The organism is Aquimarina litoralis (assembly GCF_019295435.1).
GTDB classification, from domain to species: domain Bacteria; phylum Bacteroidota; class Bacteroidia; order Flavobacteriales; family Flavobacteriaceae; genus Aquimarina; species Aquimarina litoralis_A.
This window is the reverse complement of record NZ_WEKL01000017.1, coordinates 53,048-72,330: the sequence shown is the minus strand read 5'-3', so window position 1 is coordinate 72,330 and position 19,283 is coordinate 53,048. Positions and strand designations below refer to the sequence as shown.

The following is a 19,283-nucleotide window of genomic DNA, read 5'->3' as shown; positions in this document are numbered from 1 at the left end:
CTAAAATTATGGCAAATCAAGTATGTAGCGGAGCTATTATTTCATGCTCATTTGGATCTGCACCATCCACACTTACCGTGCTTCCTACCAGTATGGTAAATACCAGTAATATGCCTGCAGCTACCATCATGGATTATACTCCTTTAGTAAATATTATGTCATTTGGCACTTGTTCATCTACTTCCAATCCTACTGTAGCAGCTGCTACCAGTGCTGCGATGGGTGTATTAACACCAATGCCATGTGTGCCAGCTACAGTATCGCCTTGGTCTCCTGGAATTTCAGATGTGTGTATCGGTAAGTTAACAGCTTTAGATGATGGCAGTACGTGCAATTGTATGTGGGGAGGTTCTATTTCTATTACCTTTGCCGGACAAGCGCAAACAACAGTATCATGATTCATAAAATAATGCAGATAGTCACGAGAATTGTTGAAAATTCTTATGTGAATATGATCATAGCTGTTGGATTAATTATCATTGGCCTTGAACAATTATACAAACAGGACACCACCAATTTAGTATTGCATTGGAAACATGGGATGAGTCTCTATGGAATCTTAATGCTTCTTCAGTCCGTATTTAAAATCCTAAAAGGAAGTACCAAAGCCTATCAACATAGCGTAGGTAAAAAGAAAAAGGCTTAGAATTAAGTTTCTAAGATCGACTTTAGTTTTTTTGAATATTAGTAATAGATAAAAGATTACCTAATTAAGAATTACGGTTTTTAGTGAGTTATTTTGCCTATAGTCTGTTTACGGCAAAGCTCCTATACGAGCATCAATATCGGCTATGATTGCTCGAATACGGACTAAGTCTGCAGGTGCGGCATTAATTCTTCTAGCCATGCTATTTAACCATCTTTTAATATCGCGTAAAGCGAGTTTTTTCTCATTGTTATTAGCTACAAATCCCATATGATCGATTCTATCCCAAGCACTATCTATCAAAATATTTACTTTTTCATTTTGAGTAGTTCCACTTAATACAGCCTTTTCTTGAGAGTTTTTTATAGAACTACCACCAGTAGCTACAGCTTTATGTTCGGCATTACCTGATCTAGTATTGATAGAGTTACTTATGACTCTTTTTTTAGCTGCTTCATGAGTTGGTTTTCTATGAATTTGATCGATAGATTTATATACTTTTTCTGCTAGTTTAGTATGTGCTTCAAGCTCATGTACAAGAGTTGCTTGCCAAGTTGATTGTGCATTAGCTGCAACCGGAGCGCCACCATGCGCAAGTCCTCCCGTTTTGATACTTACATTGACATTCACTCTGTAATTAACTAAAGGAAAATTAAGTGCAGTTATTGCTGCGGCTGCACCTCCACCAAATAGGTTTATGTTATGAGCACCTGTTGCATCTGTATAATCCATATTCATGGTTGTTGAGGCATGAGGTACAATACCATTATCCCAACGTACTGTTAGTAGAGTTTGTGCTTTATTGATCAAGTCCTTGACTTTAGGAGAACAGTTAGCTAAAATCCATGCTCTAGTATTAGCCAAATTGAGAGGAGGAACGGTTCCAGCAGCATTATTCATAGCAAACTGCCCTTGAATAATGCTATTGGAATTAACTTTCCTTTGTTTTATTGATGAGGCCATAGAGGAATTACCTAGCGTAAGCGCCTTGGCACCCATCACATCTGCTTCTCTTTCTAATCCGGCATCATCATTAATATTCACCTTTCCTTTCATCTGCATGGTAGGGCGTACTCTACCTTGTTTTTGTTGTACTACATGCCAAGCTTCATGAGGTACATGTTTTTCTTGTCCTGGTGCTACATGAATCTGGTTGTCTTGTGCATAAGCATGTGCATGCAATTGTGCAGGTTTAGAAGAATTATAATGTACTCTGGTATCACTCATGTCCATGCCAGAAAGACTTTCAATTCCAGATTTTAATTGATCCGGCAATCCAGTTTTATTTTCCTTTTTTTGTACAGGTTTTTGCAAGGAATCCATTTTCTTTTTTTGTGCTGTCACTCTAGGACTTTGCTCCACAGAGGAACTTATAGTATTTTGATGTTCCCCTTCAGGTCTAAGGTCCTTAAATTGTATAGCAGTTGCTTTAGACTTTGAATTCTTTACCGAAGATGCGTTGTCTTGTTTCTTATCTCTTGCGTACATGATTAAGCTGGCTTATGATAATATTAAAGATACATAAAAAAGCTATTACAAAATCGGGGAAAAATACCTGTTTTTGTAAGCGAACAACTTATATGAATTAAGTTGTTCTTTCTACTAAGAGTTTTGTGCTAAAAACGAATATTCTTCAATATCCATGCTATAGATTTTGACGAAATTTATTAGGTGTTGTACCACTATATTTTTTGAAGAAGCGTGTGAAATGTGTTGGTTCCTGAAAGTTGAGTTGATACGCTACTTCAGACACATCTAAACCTGTAAACGAAAGCATGGTCTTACTTTCTAAAAAAACTCGGCGCTGTATAATTTCTTTGGCTGTTTTACCAGTGATTTGTTTTACTGCAGTGGTTAAGTAATTTGGCGTTACATTTAGTTGTTCTGCATAATCGCTTACATTTTTGGAATCAACATATAATTTATCTACCAATTGTTGAAACTGTTGTGCAAGCACTTGCCCTCGAGATAAATGACTTTCGGTAGTTTTAAAACGTTCGTATATCGATTTGCAGTTATACAATACTGAAATTAACATTCCTTCCAACATCTTTTCCTGATATGGGTGAGGATTTTGGAATATCGAATGCATACGTTGCATATCGTATTCTAATGATTCTTGTTCCTCTACAGTCATTAAGAAAACACTGTTTTCGGCTAATTTTAAAAAAGGAAATTCAGAAGGCAGATCAGAAATCGTTTTAGAAACAAATTCTTTTTTAAATTGAATATGATAACCAGCAGTAGTTTCACCTCGTACCCAAGAAAATACTTGACCCGGCACTACAAACCAAAGCGGAAGTTGTTCCAATTTTACCGCATTCGTATTAATATTGATCTTACTATTTCCGGTATTACTTAAAATACCAATTTGATAAAAACCTTGACGGTAAGGAGGCATACACTTCCTTGTAGAAGGATCTAAGGATTCTAAGGTAAAAATATCAAATCCTGGAATGTGACTTCGATGGTCATAACCTGTTGCTTCATGTAGATCATTAATATTTTTAAATATGGGAATTTCCTTTTTATCCATAAATCAAAGTTACATAAAATTTAAAGTACTGATCAAAATCTAATGTTTAAAAAATCATCACTAATTTATATGCTATCAACAATAGTACTGTTGAGGTTGTCATGTAACCTGATACAATTAGGTACATCTGAGTCCATTCATTCGATATGATTTTTTTGTAGCCTACCTTTAATCTACTGAAAAAGAATGCAAACGATTTTATTAGATAATCGTATGTTTTTCTTATTTCTTTTAAAAAAATCAACTCTGATATGATGATGTACAATACAGATGGGGTTTCAAATTGATGATATTCGTTTTTCATGATTTCTAAGATTTTTAAGTTCATTACAAAGTTACGCTCGCAATACTCCTTAGTGTTAACCAGAATGCGATATAAAATGACCATTTTTTAATATTAAAGACCTGCAACGAAAGGTTACAGGTCTTTTATGAATGTATTTTGTTTCTTTAGGTAAAATTGAGCAGGGCTTCTTTTTTAATTACAACCTTATTTGAAGATTTTGGTCCAAAATGGAATAAGAAAATATACCATTAAGGGAACTAGTATTATCGTTAGTACGAAAGTTCTAACCGGAATGGGTAACTGATTTAGATATTCGCCAAATAGTATGGATATTAAGGTAATTGCAGGATATATAGCTATCCAAACAATAAATGTTGATTTTATCTTTTTCATGATCTTGTAGTTTTGAATAATTCTTTATTTACCTTACAAAAGTACATCCTACCATAAGAATGAATGGAACCATAATTACAGAGAATATGACCAAAACCAACACTATGTAGTCAATGTGTTAAGAGTATAGTTTCCCTTTATCGTTGTTCTGTGCAAGGTTCGAGTACTATCATTTAAAGTAGGAGTGGCTTTATGAAATACGGCAAAATTGTCTGCAATTACAATATCACCGTCTTCCCATTTATGTTTGTATTTTACATCAGGTAATTCTAAATACTGTGTGATTTTATCTAGTGTTGCTTTAATCTCTATTTCGGTGATACTTTTATCCTCTGAAAAGATGTTCTTGGTTAAACCATAATTTAGATAGATAGCTTTTTTTTGGGTGATAGGATGGGTTACCACTAAGTCATGAATAGCGGTTCCGCTAACATTAGTTTTTAATCTTTGTGCAATATCCTTTAAACCTTTAGGAAGCATTGTGTATACTTTTTGTGCATCGGCAAAAAGAGTTTCTCCTCCGTTAACTGGAATTTCTGTGAGATGAAAAATTGATATTGGTGTTGGATTCTGATTAAATGATCCATCCTGATGCCAATAGAACCCTACATTTTGATATCCTTTTTCCTTATCTGTAGATAATCTGAAAATTTCTGGATGTTCTTCAAATTGATTTACGTTGTATGGAAAAGTTTCCAACTCACCGAAAATGCTTGAAAACTGAACTTGTTCTTCGGGACTTAATGTATGTCCCTTAACAATAAGTAATCGATGTTGAGACAAGCTGTTTTTTATGAAAATGATTTCTTCTTTATTTAGATGATTAATACCTATACCTTCTATAGTTGCTCCAAAATGTGGATATAAAGGTGTTGTTTTAATTGGATTTAAAGTTTTCATTTTTTCTGATTTTAAAGTTGAACTTGATTATTTGTTCAAAGTTCTTTAAAACCCGTATCAATAAAAATGACCTAGTTTCATAAAAATTATTGATGTAGATCAATATTATTTAAGAAGTCGATTTTTTCGCATTCTGGACAGAAATTCGGTTGTCACACCAATGTAGGAAGCTATTGTGTATTGAGGAAATCGGTTAACCATTAAAGAATATTTATCTAAGAAGTGTTGGTAGCGTTCTTCTGCGCTAAGCGTAAGTCGCTCAATCACTCTTCGCTGCATATAAGCCGTTGAACGTTCTGCCATTATTCTAAAAAAAGTTTCGAACTTCGGGTTTAAAGCCTTAAGTTCTAATTCTTTTTCGTGGCTAATTTGTAACAGAGTACTATTTTCCTGAGCCATTACAAACATAGTTGCAGGTCTTTGGTAAATGTATGCATTATAGTCTGTTATCCACCAATTTTCAATTGCAAACTGTATGGTATGTTCATTTCCCGAATCATCTAGGATATAAGCTCTCATAGCACCGGTACAAACAAAACTTCTATGAGATGGAACAAAATCAGGCTGAGTGATAAACTGGCGTTTCGTAACGATTTTTGTTGAAAAAAAATTCAAAAATTGCTCAAATTCGCTATCCTCCAAATCGATCCGTTTGGTGATATGTTTCTTAAATAAAGTGTGCTCTTCTAACACAAGATGTCGTTTTAAAGGTAGTATATGAATTCAATGATTAAGGTAAGCATAATTTTTTGCTTGCATCTCTGGAATATGTTTAGGAATTGTCAAAAAAATGTTCACTGTTATAATAGGCTACACTAATGAGTTTATCTGCAAGGGTTTTGAGTTTTACTTTATTATTCTAAATATGCTAAATCTTCAGATGATAAAGGTATCTGTCCGGCCACAACATTTTCTTCCAAATGCATTGGATTTGAGGTTCCAGGAATCACAATGATGTTGTCTGAGTGGTGTAGTAACCAAGCAAGTGCTATTTGATGCGAACTAAACCCATATTTTTTGGCGATGGTTTCTAGTTTTTGTTTTCCATAAATATTGCCTGCATCTAAAGGATACCATGGTAAAAATGCAATATTATGTTGAGCTGTAAACTCCAGAACATCTTCCCATTTTCTATTCCCATAACTGTACTGATTCTGTACGCTGGCTATAGGCGCATATGTCATAGCTTCCTGTAATTGTTGTAAATTCACTTCAGATAATCCGATATGTCTGATCAATCCTTCTTGTTGTATATCTGCTAAAAAACCGATCTGCTCTGATAGAGGAATTGAAGGATCTATTCGGTGCAATTGATAAAGATCTATTTGCTCTACTTTTAGTCGTTTTAAGCTTCCTTCTAATGCTTTACGCATTCGTTTTGGATCATTATTGATAATCCAGTTTCCATTAGGACGTTCATATCCAACTTTTGTAGCTATTATAGTATCTTTTTTATACGGATGTAATGCTTCAGCAATGAGTTCTTCCGAAATATAAGGTCCATAGCTATCTGCTGTATCGATGAAGTTGATCCCTAAATCAATGGTTTTTTGTAGTAACTGGATCACTTTTTCTTTATTATCAGGATGGCCATATCCGCCAGAACCAGTAGTTTTCAAAGCACCGTATCCAAGACGGTTTACGGTTATATCTCCACCAATTGTATAGGTTTTATTTTGTGTTATTGTTTTCATTTTTTTAAGATTTTAACTGGTTCATTAGACTTAGATCATCTGTTAAGCCCCATCGTTCTATTAGTTTGCCATTTTTAATTCGATAAAGATGAAATACCTCAAACTTTACTTTATTTCCTGTTGCTGGGTTCCCATTGATTTCTCCATCATTCGTTCCTGTAATGAAATCTCTTGCCATGACATATTCTCCTTCTGAAATGATATGTGTGTAATCTGCTTTTACGTCTGAGAAAATGTGAAAAAATACTGAGTATAATTCTCTAAACACTTCAGGACCTTTTTTAGCTTTCAAAGGAAAAACTTCTTGATGATTTATAAAATCTGGATGAAGTACGTCTTCAAGAATATCTAAATTTCTATTATTAAAAGCTTCTTCAATTAGTTTTTTTAGTATTTGTTTGTTTGCATTATTTTGCTCGTTGTTCAATGATTTTTTAGTTTCCATTATGTTTAATTTTTAGTGATTAATTATTTAATTACACTACAAATTTATCGGACTTAATGACCATTGGTTAAACCAAAAAACAACAAGAGATGACCAATTTTAAGTATTGCGTAACTCAAGCGGAGTTTTGCCGGTTTTTTTCTTTACAAACCTTACGAAATGTGTGGGATTATCAAAGTGTAAATTGTAGGCAATTTCACTAACCGTTTTAGAGGTTTGAAACAATAGAGATTTTGCTTCTTGAAGTTTTCTGTTATGAATAAGTTGTAAAGCGGTATTGCCGGTTAAACTTTTTACCACATAATTAAGGTGAGTAGGATGAATAGCTATGTGATTGGCGAATTCTTTTACAGACTTAAGTACATTTTCCTGATTCGAATCATACTGTTGTTCTATGAGCTGATTAAAGTCATTCAATATTCGTTTATCAGAGTCTTGAACTACCGCTGTAGTACCCAATTTTTCTTCATAAAGGTTTTTGGATTCTAAGAGTAGTATATTGAGATAGGATCTGAAAATATCTTCTTTGTTGGATAGATCTTGATTAGATAATGAGATGATATTTTCACAAGTCCGCTGCAAATGCTCACTTTCTTTTTGAGTAATAGCTATACTCATTGATGCATTTTGTGTAAAAAAAGGAAAATCAGAATGTAATTTATTCTTTTTATGGACAACAGAGTAAAAGTCTGAGGTAAAATAGATAATATAGCCACTCATTGGAGCAATACTTTCCCAAGATTGAATATGTCCTTCTCCAGAAAAAAACAAAGTGTTGTCACTAAGATGACCTTCGTTCTCATTATTATGCATTTCAATTTCTCCGCTTAGGATAAACATAATCTTATAGAATCGTTTACGATATGGGGGCATTTTTTGAGGAATTACTTTAGCAGAATCCTCTAATCTGCCGATAGCAAATCCATTAAAAACAGGGCATTCGAAGTTGATAAAATCAAAATACTCTTTGATAGTAGATAAAGTATATATGCCATCTATTTTCATGTTTAAAAGATAGTACATTTAAGATAAAAACGGCGACACTCATTTCTGAAATATCACCGTTTTATCCAACACTAAAATTTTGTTGTGTGTTATTATCTCGATTCTGCCAATTTTATAGCCTCGAACTGTTCATCTAATTCTGCTCCGGAAATTATTTCCCATCCTCCACCAAGCGCTTTGTAAATGGCTATTAATGATGTTGCAGAAGCTATTTCACTAGTAGCTAATCTGTTTTCAGCTAGCAATAAAGTGTTATCTGCACTTAAGTAATCGATAAAACTATCTAGCCCTGCATTGAAACGTTTTCTGGCAATTTCAGCAGCTTCAGCACTAGCTAAAGATGATTTCCTTAATATTTCTCTACGTTCCAATTCGTTGGTATAATTGGTCATGGCTGTTCTGATTTCTTCTAAAGCCTTGAGTACTGTTTTTTCGTATTGTTGCAATGTTGCAAGCGTCAAAGCATCTTCTTTACGAATTTGTTGTTTTACACTACCTAAATTAAATGCTGCCCAACTAATACTAGGAAAAACACTCCATGTAAATGATTCTTTACTAGCGAAGTTCGAAAAGTCAACGGCAGAGAATCCTATGGATCCACCAAACTGAATTTTGGGATATAATTCAGCAACCGATAGATTGTATTGCGCAATCTGAACCTGTAATTCTGCTTCAACCCTTTTTACATCTGGGCGTCTTCGTAATAGATCCGTTACATTACCAATAGATACAGTTTCTGGAAGACTAGGTAATGGTTGTTTGGTAATAATATCAGTACCTAAACTTCCAGGTACTTCTCCGATTAATACACTGATGCTGTTTTTCAATGCTTCGATTCTCGCTTTCAATGGCGGAATAGTAGCTCTTGTATTTTCTAATTGTGCCTGTGCTCTGGATACATCTAATTGATTACTGGTTCCAGCTTCTAATAGGCGAACAGTAAGATGATATGTTTCTTGTTGTCCATCAAGATTACGATTTGCAATATCCAATTGGTATTGTGCGCCTCTTAGTTCTATATAGTTTCTAGATACTTCAGCAAAAATGCTTACATAAACGTCTTGTAAATTATTGAGTGCCAATTGCTGGTTTGCAGCAGCGCCTTTAATTCTATTGGATACACGTCCGAACAAATCTGTTTCCCAAAAGGCATCAAAACTGCCGTTGTAAGTTGTAAAAGTCGGATTAGTACCAGAGACAAAAATGTTTTCTCCTAGTCGTGTTCTGGTAACATTTCCGTTAGCTGTAACCGTAGGTAATCTATCTAGTTTGACATCTTTTACCAAAGCTCTGGAAGCATGAAAATTGGCTACAGCAGTAGTAATGTCTAAATTATGTTTTCTAGCTTTTTGGATAAGAGTATCCAAAATAGGATCGTTAAATTCACTCCACCAGTTGACTACTGTTTGCGTATTTGTTTTTGTGAAAACCGAATGTTGTGAAGCTGTTTCTAAATAATTTTCACTTACTGTAACAGCAGGTTTTATTTCTATATCTCTTTTGGTAATCCCACAGGAAACCAACAGCAGAGATAGTATTGTTATTAGTGTTAGATTTTTCATGATTTCTATGTTTTTAATTCTTATTACAAATTTCGGATTCAAAGGGTATTCGTTGACAACCAATAACACCCTTTAAATGACTAAAATCTAAGATGTTTGAATAGCCTCATTGAATTGTTGTAGAACTAATGGCTTGTTCCAAATAGCACTTCCAGGATCTTGAAGTTTTGATTTTGATAGCCCTCCTAGATCATAAGGATGAAATCCTGAGTCTATAATAAGTTGAGTAACTTTTTGCTTATCCTCTTTGTAACCTCCACTTAGAGGCATCACGAGTAAGCCATCTTTTTTATTGGATTGGGTTTCTAGATATTTGGACCAAAGTGTAGTATATGATTTCATGATTTTAGCATCCGGAAGCAATCGCTGCATTGCTTCGCCAGCAGTGGTGTTTTCTGGAATCATATTTTTATAGCCATTATCTGTCTTTATCAAAGGATTGGTGGCATCAATAATAATTTTATCGGTAACGAATCCTTTGATTTTTTCAATGGCTTGATGTATCGAACTGTAGTTTACTGCTAGTAAGATAATATCTCCAAATGCAGTTGCTTCTTCTACAGAACCGAATTGAGAATTATCTCCGGCTTTCTCTACTAGCTTAGCTAGCTTTTCTGGATTTCTTGAACTGAACATTACTTTATGACCAGCTTGTGCCCAGTAGGTTCCTAAGATACCACCTATAGCACCTGAACCTATGATCCCGATATTGTATGATGTAGTTTCCATTGTTTATATTATTTAAATTTCTTGTTACAAATTTCGGTTTCAAAAGGTGTTATCGGTTAACCAATAACACCTGTATATTGACCAAAATCTAATGTCTTACACCGTTTGAATTTGTTGTGATATGATCTCAGCTGATTCAATTTTTTTGGTATTTGATTTTTTTGTTGTGAATCGTCTTCCCAAATAATAGAACACTGGAGTCAAGAAGATTCCGAAAATCGTAACTCCAAGCATTCCGCTGAATACTGCGATCCCTAAGGATACTCTTAACTCTGAACCCGCTCCGGTTGCAATTGCGAGAGGAACCACACCGAGAATAAATGCCATTGCGGTCATCAAAATAGGGCGTAATCGTAGTTTGGAGGCTTCAATGACTGCTGTTTTTAGATCCTTGCCCTGATCTTCCAGTTGTTTGGCAAATTCAACAATGAGAATAGCATTTTTACTTGCCAGTCCGACAAGAACAACCAATCCAATTTGAACCATAATGTTATTGTCTAATCCAGCTAAGTCTACACCAATCATTGCAGAAAGTAATACCATAGGAACAATAAATATAACTGCTAGTGGTAATACTAAGCTTTCGAATTGAGCTGCTAATAATAAGAATACAAACACTACTGCTAATAAAAAAGCAATTACTGCTGTATTTCCTGTTTGTTTTTGTTGATAGGCCATTTCTGTCCATTCAAAAGAAATTCCTTGAGGTAATACCTCTTCAGCTAAGTTCTCCATACGGTCTAATGCTTGACCAGTGCTGTAGCCTGGTGCAATATCACCAACTAATGATGCGGATGGATATAAATTAAATCTTGGAATTCTATTGGGGCCAGCAATATCTTTTTGAGTACTAATTGTTCCTAGAGGAACCATTTCACCTTTATTATTTCTTACCTTAATTCTAGAGATGTCATCGGGTGTTAATCTATTAGGAGCATCGGCTTGAGCTGTTACCTGATAGGTTCTTCCCAAATAGTTGAACTCGTTTACAAAAGCAGAGCCCAAATATACCTCTAAAGACTGAAAGACATCGGCAACATCAATTCCTAGTTGTTCTGCTTTTACGCGATCGATATCTAAATATAATTGTGGTGTTTGATTATTAAAGAAAGTAAATACACTATTTAAGGCTGGGTCTTGGTTAGCGGCAGCAGCTAGGGCATAGGTTGCATTGATTAATTCGTCTGTACCTAGATTTGCTCTATCCTGCACCATCATTCTAAAACCACCTGCGTTACCAATACCACGTACAGATGGAGGCGGTATCACAACAACAAATGCATCGTCAATTTGTGCCATTTTACCACGAAGTGTAGCAAGTAAATCATTATAACCGATTCCTTTTTCGTTTCGTACATCAAAATCTTCAAGGGTTACGAAAATTGCAGCTGCGTTGGATGCGTTGGTAAAAGATGCCCCATCAAATCCGGTAAATGATACCGCAGTTTCCACTCCGTCCACTTCTAGCAATACATCTAATGCATCATTTACTACTTTATCAGTTCTACTTAAAGAAGATCCTGGTGGTAACTGGATCGCAGTTATAAAATACTGTTGATCCATTGCGGGTACAAATCCGGTAGCTACACGATTAAACTCAAATCCAGTAAATACAATAAGTCCTCCATAGATTACCATAACCATTGCACTAGTTCTAACTAATTTACGAACGCTGTTTCCATATCTATTGGATAGGTTATCCATGAATCGATTAAAGCTATCACCTATAAATTTCAGTGGTTTTAATAATAGCGGTGTTTTCTTTGTAGGATTATGTACTTCATGTTTCATTAATAAAGCAGCCATTGCTGGACTTAATGTTAGGGAAACGAAAACCGAAATTGCCGTTGCTACTGCTATTGTTAATCCGAATTGTTTGTAGAATTGCCCCGAAATACCTTCCAGAAATGCAGTAGGAATAAATACAGCAATTAATACTAATCCAATAGCTACTAATGCTCCTCCAACTTCGTCCATGGTTTTACGAGCTGCATCTTTTGGAGATAATCCTTGTGCTAAATAGCGTTCCATGTTTTCGACCACAACAATGGCATCATCTACTACAATTCCGATGGCAAGTACCAATCCGAATAAGGTTAAATTGTTTAATGAAAATCCGATGGCTTGCATCACAGCAAACGTTCCGATAAGAGAAACTGGGATTGCTAAAATTGGTATAATTGCGGCTCTCCAGGATTGTAGGAATAATAGAATTACAAATACAACTAAGAGTACTGCCTCAAAAATAGTATGATACACTTCATCAACAGATTTTTGTACAAACTCTGTTGGGTTGTACGCTATTTTATACTCTAAATCCTCAGGAAAGTTTTTGGAAAGTTCCACCATTTTAGCTTGAATTTCTGCAGCAGTTTCTAGTGCGTTTCCTCCTGGTTGCTGAAATATAGGCATTGCGATTGCGGGATCTTTACCTAAATAACCTTTGGTTGCATAATTTTGAGCACCAAGCTCTACGCGTCCTACATCTTTTAATTGGACAATTCGACCATTTTCTCCCGATTTGATAATGATATTTTCAAATTCTTCAGTAGTAACTAATTTTCCTTGTGTTTGGATGTTAATTTCAAATGCGGATTGACTTCCTGAAGGTAATGTGTTTAATGTTCCACTAGCGATTTGTACGTTTTGACCTCTAAGAGCCATTAAAACTTCTCCAGCTGTCATATCCAAATTGGCAATTCTATCAGGATCCAACCAAATACGCATAGCGTATTCTGCTGCCCCAAAAAGTTGTATGTCTCCAATTCCTTTAATACGAGCCAATTCATCTTTTAATTGTAATGTCGCATAGTTTCCGATATAGGTCTGGTCATATGTTTTGTTTGGAGAATACATATTGACAACTAGTAAGATGTCTGGTGATATTTTCTTTGTAGTGATTCCTAATCTTCTTACAGATTCTGGTAATCTGGGTTCTGCAATAGCAACTCGATTTTGTACTTGTACCTGTGCTTTATCTAAGTCCGTTCCTAGCTCAAAAGCAACTTGTAATGTTACACGACCGTCAGCTGCAGATTGTGAGGTCATATAAATCATATTTTCAACACCGTTGATTTCTTTTTCTAGTGGTGTAGCAACAGTTTCAGAAAGTGTTTGTGCATTGGCTCCTGGATAAATCGCGACTACTTCAATTGTTGGAGGAGCAACATCAGGGAACTGTGATACGGGTAAGGATACGTACGCTAATCCTCCTATGATCAATATCAGGATGCTCAACACCGCTGCGAATATGGGTCTTTTTATAAATATGTGACTAAATTTCATGATTTCTATTTTTTAGTGTTGGAAAAAAGAATCCCTGTCACTGCCTGATAATTTTTTGTAAAGTATTATAAAACAGTGATATAACGGATTCGATATGTGGTTGTGTTTATTCTTCTTCTGTAAAAGCGAACATGTCTTTATTGTTGGTAATTAATGAAGTTTCGATAGGAGTTACAGCAACGCCAGGTCTGATCTTTTGAATATTATTAGTAATAAGTTTATCTTCTGGTGTTAACCCTTTTCTAATGATTCGTAGACCATTGGTGTGTAATGGACCAAGTTCTACATTTTTAGTAGTAACTGTGTTATCTTGGCCAAGGATATATACAAATCTTACAGATTGGTTAGTGCCTATAATCTCTTCTGGAATCATAATTGCTTCGTGTGCTGCACTTCCTAATAATCGGGCTTTACCAAACATTCCTGGTTCAATAAGTCCATCTTTGTTTTCTAAAGTTGCTCTCCCTTCGATAGTACCTGTGCTTCTATCGATTTCGTTATCCACAAAGTCCATAACCGCTTTATGGGAGTATGTATCTTCATCCTGCAGTTTTAGAAATACTGGATTTGCAGTTGAACGTGAAGATGCTCTTTGACCATTTTGTGCTAATCGAGAGTATTTTAAATAGTCTGATTCACTTCCTTTAAAATAAAAGTGTATAGGGCTTGTAGCTACTATAGTTGTCAATAATGTTGAGTTTGAAGAACCACCATCAATTAAGTTTCCTTGATTTACCATATCTCTACTAACACGTCCAGAAATTGGAGCTTTTACTTTCGTAAATTCTAGATTTAATGTAGCGTTATCAACAGAAGCTTGTGCTAATTGTAAGGATGCTTTTGCTCCGGCTAATGCTTGTTTTCTACTATCATATTCTTCTAGAGATACAGCTCCTGATTCTCTTAGTGATTGTACACGATCAAAGTTGTCTTTTGCAATAGTTAATCTTGCTTTTGCCTGACCATAACTTGCTCTGGCTTGACTTAAGGCAATTTTAAAAGGTCTTTGATCTATAGTAAATAAAACATCTCCTTTGTTAACTGATTGTCCGTCTTTAAAACTTACGTTCTGAATATAACCACTTACTCGTGCTCTTACTTCTACACGATTACTCGCTTCAAAACGGCCCGTATATTCGTCCCATTCTGTAATTTTTTCAAATACCGGTACTGCTACTTCTACAGGCATTGCCTGTATGGTAGCAATAGGATCTTCATTTGAGTTCTTTTTGCTGGTAAAAGCTACAACAGTCAATACCATAAGTACCAATCCGGCGAATATGCTCATTTGTTTGATACTTCTTTTTGTTTTTAGATTTATTGTTTTCATTTTATTCTTGTTTTCGTGTTATTAAAATTTGATAGTACAAATGTATTTATGGTATGGGCCTATCTGTTAACCAAAAACAAAGGGTAAATGACCAAAATTTAATATTTAAGTGTTTTTTGACATAAATAAAGGATTGTGATGGAAGTTGAATAATAAAATATAGAGCATTTCATACCCATATAAAATAAAGAATCAGTCTGAAAGATGTGATTTCTTCTATATGGGGATTGCAAAAGGATTTTCACCTGTGATCGGTCTGGATTTGCAATTATGTTCTATAAGTTTTTACTGGAAGATTCAATGCTAATCAATGGTTCGTACCAGTTGTATATAAAAAAACTGCCTGAAATTAATTTCAGGCAGTTATCGTCATGAATTGCCAATTTGAATTTATATAAAGCCCCTTAATTCTCTATATAAGAATTAGCAATTTTTTTGATTATCAAATCAAGCAAAAGATAATCGTAGTATGATGTACAACATCAATCCGTAAAATACCAGTAGGGTTATAGTTAGCCTATCAGTTATGATCTTTTTTATGTTCATCTTTATATCGTTAAACCAGCTTTTATCTGCTGAGAATTTTTATTTTTTTGGTTTTCCATACTTATTGAGTGATTACTACATCTCTTTTTCATAGGTAATAGCTACAAGCGATTGTGCTTTGGATTACCTTTTCATAACTCGTTTTACCGTATTTCCCTTACTTGTAAAAATATGTACCAAGTAAACTCCTGATCTATAGGAAGACATATCAATACTATTGTTATTAGTCTCTAGTATTTTTTGCCCTGTTATAGCATAGATAATTACTTTTTCAACTTCTCTAGAAATGAACAACTTATCTGAGGTTGGATTTGGATATATTTCTAAGCTTTCAATTTCATTCTCTTCAACATTAAGAAGAGCGGATACATTTACGGTTCTGGTTACTTCTGCCGCTGCATTTCCTGCTGCATCCATCACATTATAGGTTATCGTATAGGTTCCTTCTATAGAAGTGTCTACAGGGTTTACTACAACAATATCAGCTGTAATATCGCCATCTAAAGAATCGAAGGCTGTTGCACCTGCATCTATATAAACTTCTCCTTGTGCTATTTCTATTGGATTATCTCCGATCAAGGTAATTATAGGTAGGGTAGTATCTGCAACAGTAACTTGTCTAATGATTTCRGTTGCAGCATTTCCTGCAGAATTTGTCACATTATACGTAATGGTATAAACCCCAGGAATAGTAGTGTCTACTGGATTTACAGTAACAATAGCCGCTGTGATGTCTCCATCTGTGGCGTCATTGGCTGTTGCTCCCGCATCCGTATACGTAGTTCCTGCTTCTACAGTTACTGTAGCATCTCCTACTAATGTAATTACAGGTAATGTTGCATTTATCACGGTTACTTCTCTAGTTACTTCTACCGCAGCATTTCCAGCAGCATCACTTACATTGTAGCTTACTGTATACACTCCTGGTACGGAAGTATCGACTGGATTTACAGTAATAATATCTGCTGTAATATCTCCGTCAAAAGAGTCACTTGCCGTGGCTCCGGCATCGTTGTAAGTTCTTCCAGCTTCTATGGTAACTGTTGTACTGCCAATTAAACTAATTAGAGGTATGGTAGTATCTGCTACAGTAACTTCTCTAGTTACTTCTATAGCTGCATTCCCTGCGGCATCACTAACATTGTAGGTAATTGTATACACTCCTGGTATGCTAGTATTTACAGGATTTACAATTACAATATCAGCAGTAATATCACCATCTAATGAGTCACTTGCCATTGCTCCAGCATCGCTATAGGTAGTTCCAGCTTCTACAGTCATAGCCGCATCTCCTGTTAAACTAATCACTGGGATAGTTGTATCTGAAACGGTTACTTCTCTAGTTACTTCTGTGGCTGCATTTCCAGCAGAATTCGTTACATTGTAGGTCACAGTATATATTCCTGGAATAGCAGTATTTACTGGGTTTACTGTAACGACAGCTGCAGTAATATCTCCATCTACAGAGTCGGATGCTGTCGCTCCTGCATCTGTATACGTAGTTCCAGCTTCTACAGTTACTGTAGCATCACCTGATAGTGTTATTACAGGTACAGACGTATTTACTACGGTTACTTCTCTGGTTACTTGCACTGCATCATTACCTGCCCCATCACTTACATTATAGGTAACTGTATACACTCCTAATACGGAAGTGTTTACTGGGTTTACAGTAACAATATCTCCTGTAATATCTCCATCTAAAGAGTCAAATGCTGTTGCTCCTGCGTCAGTGTAAGTTGTTCCTATCTCCACGGTTACGGTTGCTGATCCTAATCGAGTAATAACTGGTATGGTTGTATCTACAACTGTAACTTCTCTTGTTACCTGTACAGCATTATTTCCTGCTACATCACTTACATTATAGGTAATAGTATACACTCCTGCTACAGCTGTATTCACTGGATTTACAGTAACAATAGCTGCTGTGATATCACCATCTAAAGAATCACTTGCTGTAGCTCCAGCATCGCTATACGTAGTTCCAGCTTCTACAGTCACAGCTGCATCTCCAGTTAAACTGATTACTGGTATCGTTGTATCTGAAACAGTAACTTCTCTAGTAACTTCAACTGCATCATTTCCAGCTGCGTCACTTACGTTATAGGTTACAGTATACACTCCTGGAACATTTGTATTCACTGGATTTACAGTTACAATGTCTGCCGTGATATCACCATCAAAAGAATCAGAAGCAGTTGCACCAGCATCGGAATAGGTAGTTCCAGCTTCCACAGTCATAGCTGCATCTCCTGTTAAACTAATCACCGGTATCGTTGTATCGGAAACTGTTACTTCTCTGGTTACTTGTACTGCATTATTTCCAGCTGCATCGCTTACGTTATAGGTTACAGTATACACTCCTGGTACAGCAGTATTCACTGGATTTACGGTAACAATATCTGCCGTGATATTCCCATCAAAAGAATCAGAAGCAGTTGCACCAGCATCGGAATAGGTAGTTCCAGCTTCTACAGTCACAGCTGCATCTCCAGTTAAACTAATCACTGGTATCGTTGTATCGGAAACGGTTACTTCTCTGGTTACTTCTACAGCATCATTTCCAGCTGCATCGCTTACGTTATAAGTTACTGTATACACTCCTGGCATAGCAGTATTCACTGGATTTATCGTTACAATGTCTGCAGTGATATTTCCATCAAAAGAATCACTTGCTGTTGCTCCTGCATCGGAATAGGTAGTTCCAGCTTCTACAGTCACAGCTGCATCTCCAGTTAATGTAATAACAGGTATTGTAGTATCAGAAACGGTTACTTCTCTGGTTATTTGTATTGCATCATTTCCAGCTGCATCGCTTACATTATAGGTTACTGTGTATATTCCTGATACAGCAGTATTCACTGGATTTATCGTTACAATGTCTGCAGTGATGTCTCCATCCAAAGAATCGCTTGCTGTAGCTCCAGCATCAGTATAGGTGCTTCCAGCTTCAACAGTCACTGCCGCATCTCCTGTTAAACTAATTACAGGAACAGTTGTATCTGAAACAGTAACTTCTCTAGTAACTTCTGCTGCAGCATTACCAGCATCATCATTTATATTATAGCTAACAGTGTATACTCCAGGAATAGAAGTGTCTACCGGGTTTACCGTAATAATAGCTGCTGTAATATCTCCATCTCTATCATCTAATGCAGTAGCACCTGCATCAGAATAGGTAGTTGCTGCTTCAACAGTCACTGCCGCATCTCCAGTTAAAGAAATTACCGGTGCGGTAGTATCAGGAGTAGATCCAGAAGAATCGAAGGTGTCATTGGTAATTTGTACACCTGGATTGTTCGTGCAATCAGGTAAACCAAAAGTTGCAGGCCCACAAGCGGTAAAGAACTGATCTAAAAATACAGCACCAGTTTCGAAGGCAACTGTTGGCTCTTCATTGATATCTTCATACTTAATTTTTATGCTGAATAAATGTTTAGCAGTACTGGTAACATTGTTTGCAGTAATGGTACCACTACTTAGTCCTTGTTGAAAGGAAGTAGACACTCTAGAATTTGTATTGTCATTAGCGATAAAAGACGAGTAAGCAGGGAAACCACTATAGGTTTCTGCTAAGATAGCGCCATCCGGTTGCAAGTATTCAAAATTTCCACTACCATCTATGTTTTCACCAAAAGCAGTGGTGTTATAGGTGAAATAAATTTGTCCAGATCCTAGCTTAAAATCAGTAGAAGATTCAATATAAACATCAGCTTCATAAAAATCATCTGTTCCATCATTGGTGTTCCTGGCATTTTGAAACGTAAACGTTATGTCCTGCGCACCAACCACGGCAGTAAGGAGGGAACATATAATCAAAAAGGTAATTTTTTTCATCGTTTTTTTGGGTTTAATGTGTTCTAGCTATTTTGAAAATTGCTTAAAATTTGGGCAAACAGATCCCTATTAGCTGCGCTATGGGGAAA

General features: G+C 35.8%; 16 protein-coding genes. 2 read left to right on the top strand and 14 right to left on the bottom strand.

Annotation, left to right across the window (positions count from 1 at the left end; all coding sequences use genetic code 11):
* The first annotated feature begins 8 nt into the window (after positions 1-8).
* Both GBO31_RS11065 and GBO31_RS11060 read left to right on the top strand, forming a co-directional pair.
* On the top strand, positions 9-398 hold the full coding sequence (locus GBO31_RS11065) for a DUF4280 domain-containing protein (RefSeq protein WP_219008405.1): 390 nt from the start codon (positions 9-11) through the stop codon (positions 396-398).
* The gene (locus GBO31_RS11060) at positions 395-646 is read left to right on the top strand and encodes a hypothetical protein (RefSeq protein ID WP_219008404.1); all 252 of its coding nucleotides are present in this window, start codon (positions 395-397) and stop codon (positions 644-646) included. The genes GBO31_RS11065 and GBO31_RS11060 overlap by 4 nt, the downstream gene beginning before the upstream one ends.
* A 108-nt stretch (positions 647-754) precedes the next feature.
* On the opposite strand, the gene GBO31_RS11055 is transcribed toward GBO31_RS11060, so the two are convergent.
* The 14 genes from GBO31_RS11055 to GBO31_RS10990 form a co-directional block, all read right to left on the bottom strand.
* Entirely contained in the window at positions 755-2,134 is a 1,380-nt protein-coding gene (locus GBO31_RS11055) for a DUF4157 domain-containing protein (RefSeq protein ID WP_219008403.1), read from the bottom strand.
* Positions 2,135-2,291: 157 nt separating this feature from the next.
* Positions 2,292-3,182 carry a helix-turn-helix domain-containing protein gene (locus tag GBO31_RS11050; protein WP_219008402.1) on the bottom strand — a complete coding sequence of 297 codons (891 nt, stop codon included), beginning with the start codon at positions 3,180-3,182 and terminating at the stop codon, positions 2,292-2,294.
* 46 nt (positions 3,183-3,228) lie between these two features.
* A complete protein-coding gene (locus tag GBO31_RS11045) occupies positions 3,229-3,486 on the bottom strand; it encodes a hypothetical protein (RefSeq protein WP_219008401.1) in 258 nt (85 codons plus the stop codon).
* A 186-nt stretch (positions 3,487-3,672) separates the two neighbouring features.
* Entirely contained in the window at positions 3,673-3,861 is a 189-nt protein-coding gene (locus tag GBO31_RS11040) for a hypothetical protein (protein ID WP_219008400.1), read from the bottom strand.
* A gap of 102 nt (positions 3,862-3,963) precedes the next feature.
* On the bottom strand, positions 3,964-4,761 hold the full coding sequence (locus GBO31_RS11035) for a TauD/TfdA dioxygenase family protein (RefSeq protein WP_219008399.1): 798 nt from the start codon (positions 4,759-4,761) through the stop codon (positions 3,964-3,966).
* 105 nt (positions 4,762-4,866) lie between these two features.
* Entirely contained in the window at positions 4,867-5,454 is a 588-nt protein-coding gene (locus tag GBO31_RS11030; protein ID WP_219008398.1) for a Crp/Fnr family transcriptional regulator, read from the bottom strand.
* Positions 5,455-5,615: 161 nt separating this feature from the next.
* Positions 5,616-6,455, bottom strand: coding sequence for an aldo/keto reductase (locus GBO31_RS11025; protein WP_219008397.1), 840 nt, complete (start codon positions 6,453-6,455; stop codon positions 5,616-5,618).
* A 4-nt stretch (positions 6,456-6,459) separates the two neighbouring features.
* Positions 6,460-6,900 carry an ester cyclase gene (locus GBO31_RS11020; protein WP_219008396.1) on the bottom strand — a complete coding sequence of 147 codons (441 nt, stop codon included), beginning with the start codon at positions 6,898-6,900 and terminating at the stop codon, positions 6,460-6,462.
* 99 nt (positions 6,901-6,999) lie between these two features.
* The gene (locus GBO31_RS11015; protein WP_219008395.1) at positions 7,000-7,905 is read right to left on the bottom strand and encodes a helix-turn-helix domain-containing protein; all 906 of its coding nucleotides are present in this window, start codon (positions 7,903-7,905) and stop codon (positions 7,000-7,002) included.
* A gap of 92 nt (positions 7,906-7,997) precedes the next feature.
* Positions 7,998-9,467 carry an efflux transporter outer membrane subunit gene (locus GBO31_RS11010; protein WP_219008394.1) on the bottom strand — a complete coding sequence of 490 codons (1,470 nt, stop codon included), beginning with the start codon at positions 9,465-9,467 and terminating at the stop codon, positions 7,998-8,000.
* Positions 9,468-9,554: 87 nt separating this feature from the next.
* Positions 9,555-10,196, bottom strand: a complete 642-nt coding sequence (locus GBO31_RS11005) for an NADPH-dependent F420 reductase (protein ID WP_219008393.1) — start codon at positions 10,194-10,196, stop codon at positions 9,555-9,557.
* A gap of 96 nt (positions 10,197-10,292) precedes the next feature.
* Positions 10,293-13,481 carry an efflux RND transporter permease subunit gene (locus tag GBO31_RS11000; RefSeq protein WP_219008392.1) on the bottom strand — a complete coding sequence of 1,063 codons (3,189 nt, stop codon included), beginning with the start codon at positions 13,479-13,481 and terminating at the stop codon, positions 10,293-10,295.
* 106 nt (positions 13,482-13,587) lie between these two features.
* The gene (locus GBO31_RS10995; protein ID WP_219008391.1) at positions 13,588-14,811 is read right to left on the bottom strand and encodes an efflux RND transporter periplasmic adaptor subunit; all 1,224 of its coding nucleotides are present in this window, start codon (positions 14,809-14,811) and stop codon (positions 13,588-13,590) included.
* A gap of 669 nt (positions 14,812-15,480) precedes the next feature.
* A complete protein-coding gene (locus tag GBO31_RS10990) occupies positions 15,481-19,194 on the bottom strand; it encodes an immunoglobulin-like domain-containing protein (RefSeq protein ID WP_219008390.1) in 3,714 nt (1,237 codons plus the stop codon).
* Between the last annotated feature and the right edge of the window lie 89 nt (positions 19,195-19,283).

What these genes read in the sequence shown, in the direction of transcription:
- GBO31_RS11065 (WP_219008405.1), top strand. Translation starts at nt 9, where the DNA reads ATGGCAAATCAAGTATGTAGCGGAGCTATTATTTCATGCTCATTTGGA.
- GBO31_RS11060 (WP_219008404.1), top strand. Translation starts at nt 395, where the DNA reads ATGATTCATAAAATAATGCAGATAGTCACGAGAATTGTTGAAAATTCT.
- GBO31_RS11055 (WP_219008403.1), bottom strand. Translation starts at nt 2,134, where the DNA reads ATGTACGCAAGAGATAAGAAACAAGACAACGCATCTTCGGTAAAGAAT.
- GBO31_RS11050 (WP_219008402.1), bottom strand. Translation starts at nt 3,182, where the DNA reads ATGGATAAAAAGGAAATTCCCATATTTAAAAATATTAATGATCTACAT.
- GBO31_RS11045 (WP_219008401.1), bottom strand. Translation starts at nt 3,486, where the DNA reads ATGAAAAACGAATATCATCAATTTGAAACCCCATCTGTATTGTACATC.
- GBO31_RS11040 (WP_219008400.1), bottom strand. Translation starts at nt 3,861, where the DNA reads ATGAAAAAGATAAAATCAACATTTATTGTTTGGATAGCTATATATCCT.
- GBO31_RS11035 (WP_219008399.1), bottom strand. Translation starts at nt 4,761, where the DNA reads ATGAAAACTTTAAATCCAATTAAAACAACACCTTTATATCCACATTTT.
- GBO31_RS11025 (WP_219008397.1), bottom strand. Translation starts at nt 6,455, where the DNA reads ATGAAAACAATAACACAAAATAAAACCTATACAATTGGTGGAGATATA.
- GBO31_RS11020 (WP_219008396.1), bottom strand. Translation starts at nt 6,900, where the DNA reads ATGGAAACTAAAAAATCATTGAACAACGAGCAAAATAATGCAAACAAA.
- GBO31_RS11015 (WP_219008395.1), bottom strand. Translation starts at nt 7,905, where the DNA reads ATGAAAATAGATGGCATATATACTTTATCTACTATCAAAGAGTATTTT.
- GBO31_RS11010 (WP_219008394.1), bottom strand. Translation starts at nt 9,467, where the DNA reads ATGAAAAATCTAACACTAATAACAATACTATCTCTGCTGTTGGTTTCC.
- GBO31_RS11005 (WP_219008393.1), bottom strand. Translation starts at nt 10,196, where the DNA reads ATGGAAACTACATCATACAATATCGGGATCATAGGTTCAGGTGCTATA.
- GBO31_RS11000 (WP_219008392.1), bottom strand. Translation starts at nt 13,481, where the DNA reads ATGAAATTTAGTCACATATTTATAAAAAGACCCATATTCGCAGCGGTG.
- GBO31_RS10995 (WP_219008391.1), bottom strand. Translation starts at nt 14,811, where the DNA reads ATGAAAACAATAAATCTAAAAACAAAAAGAAGTATCAAACAAATGAGC.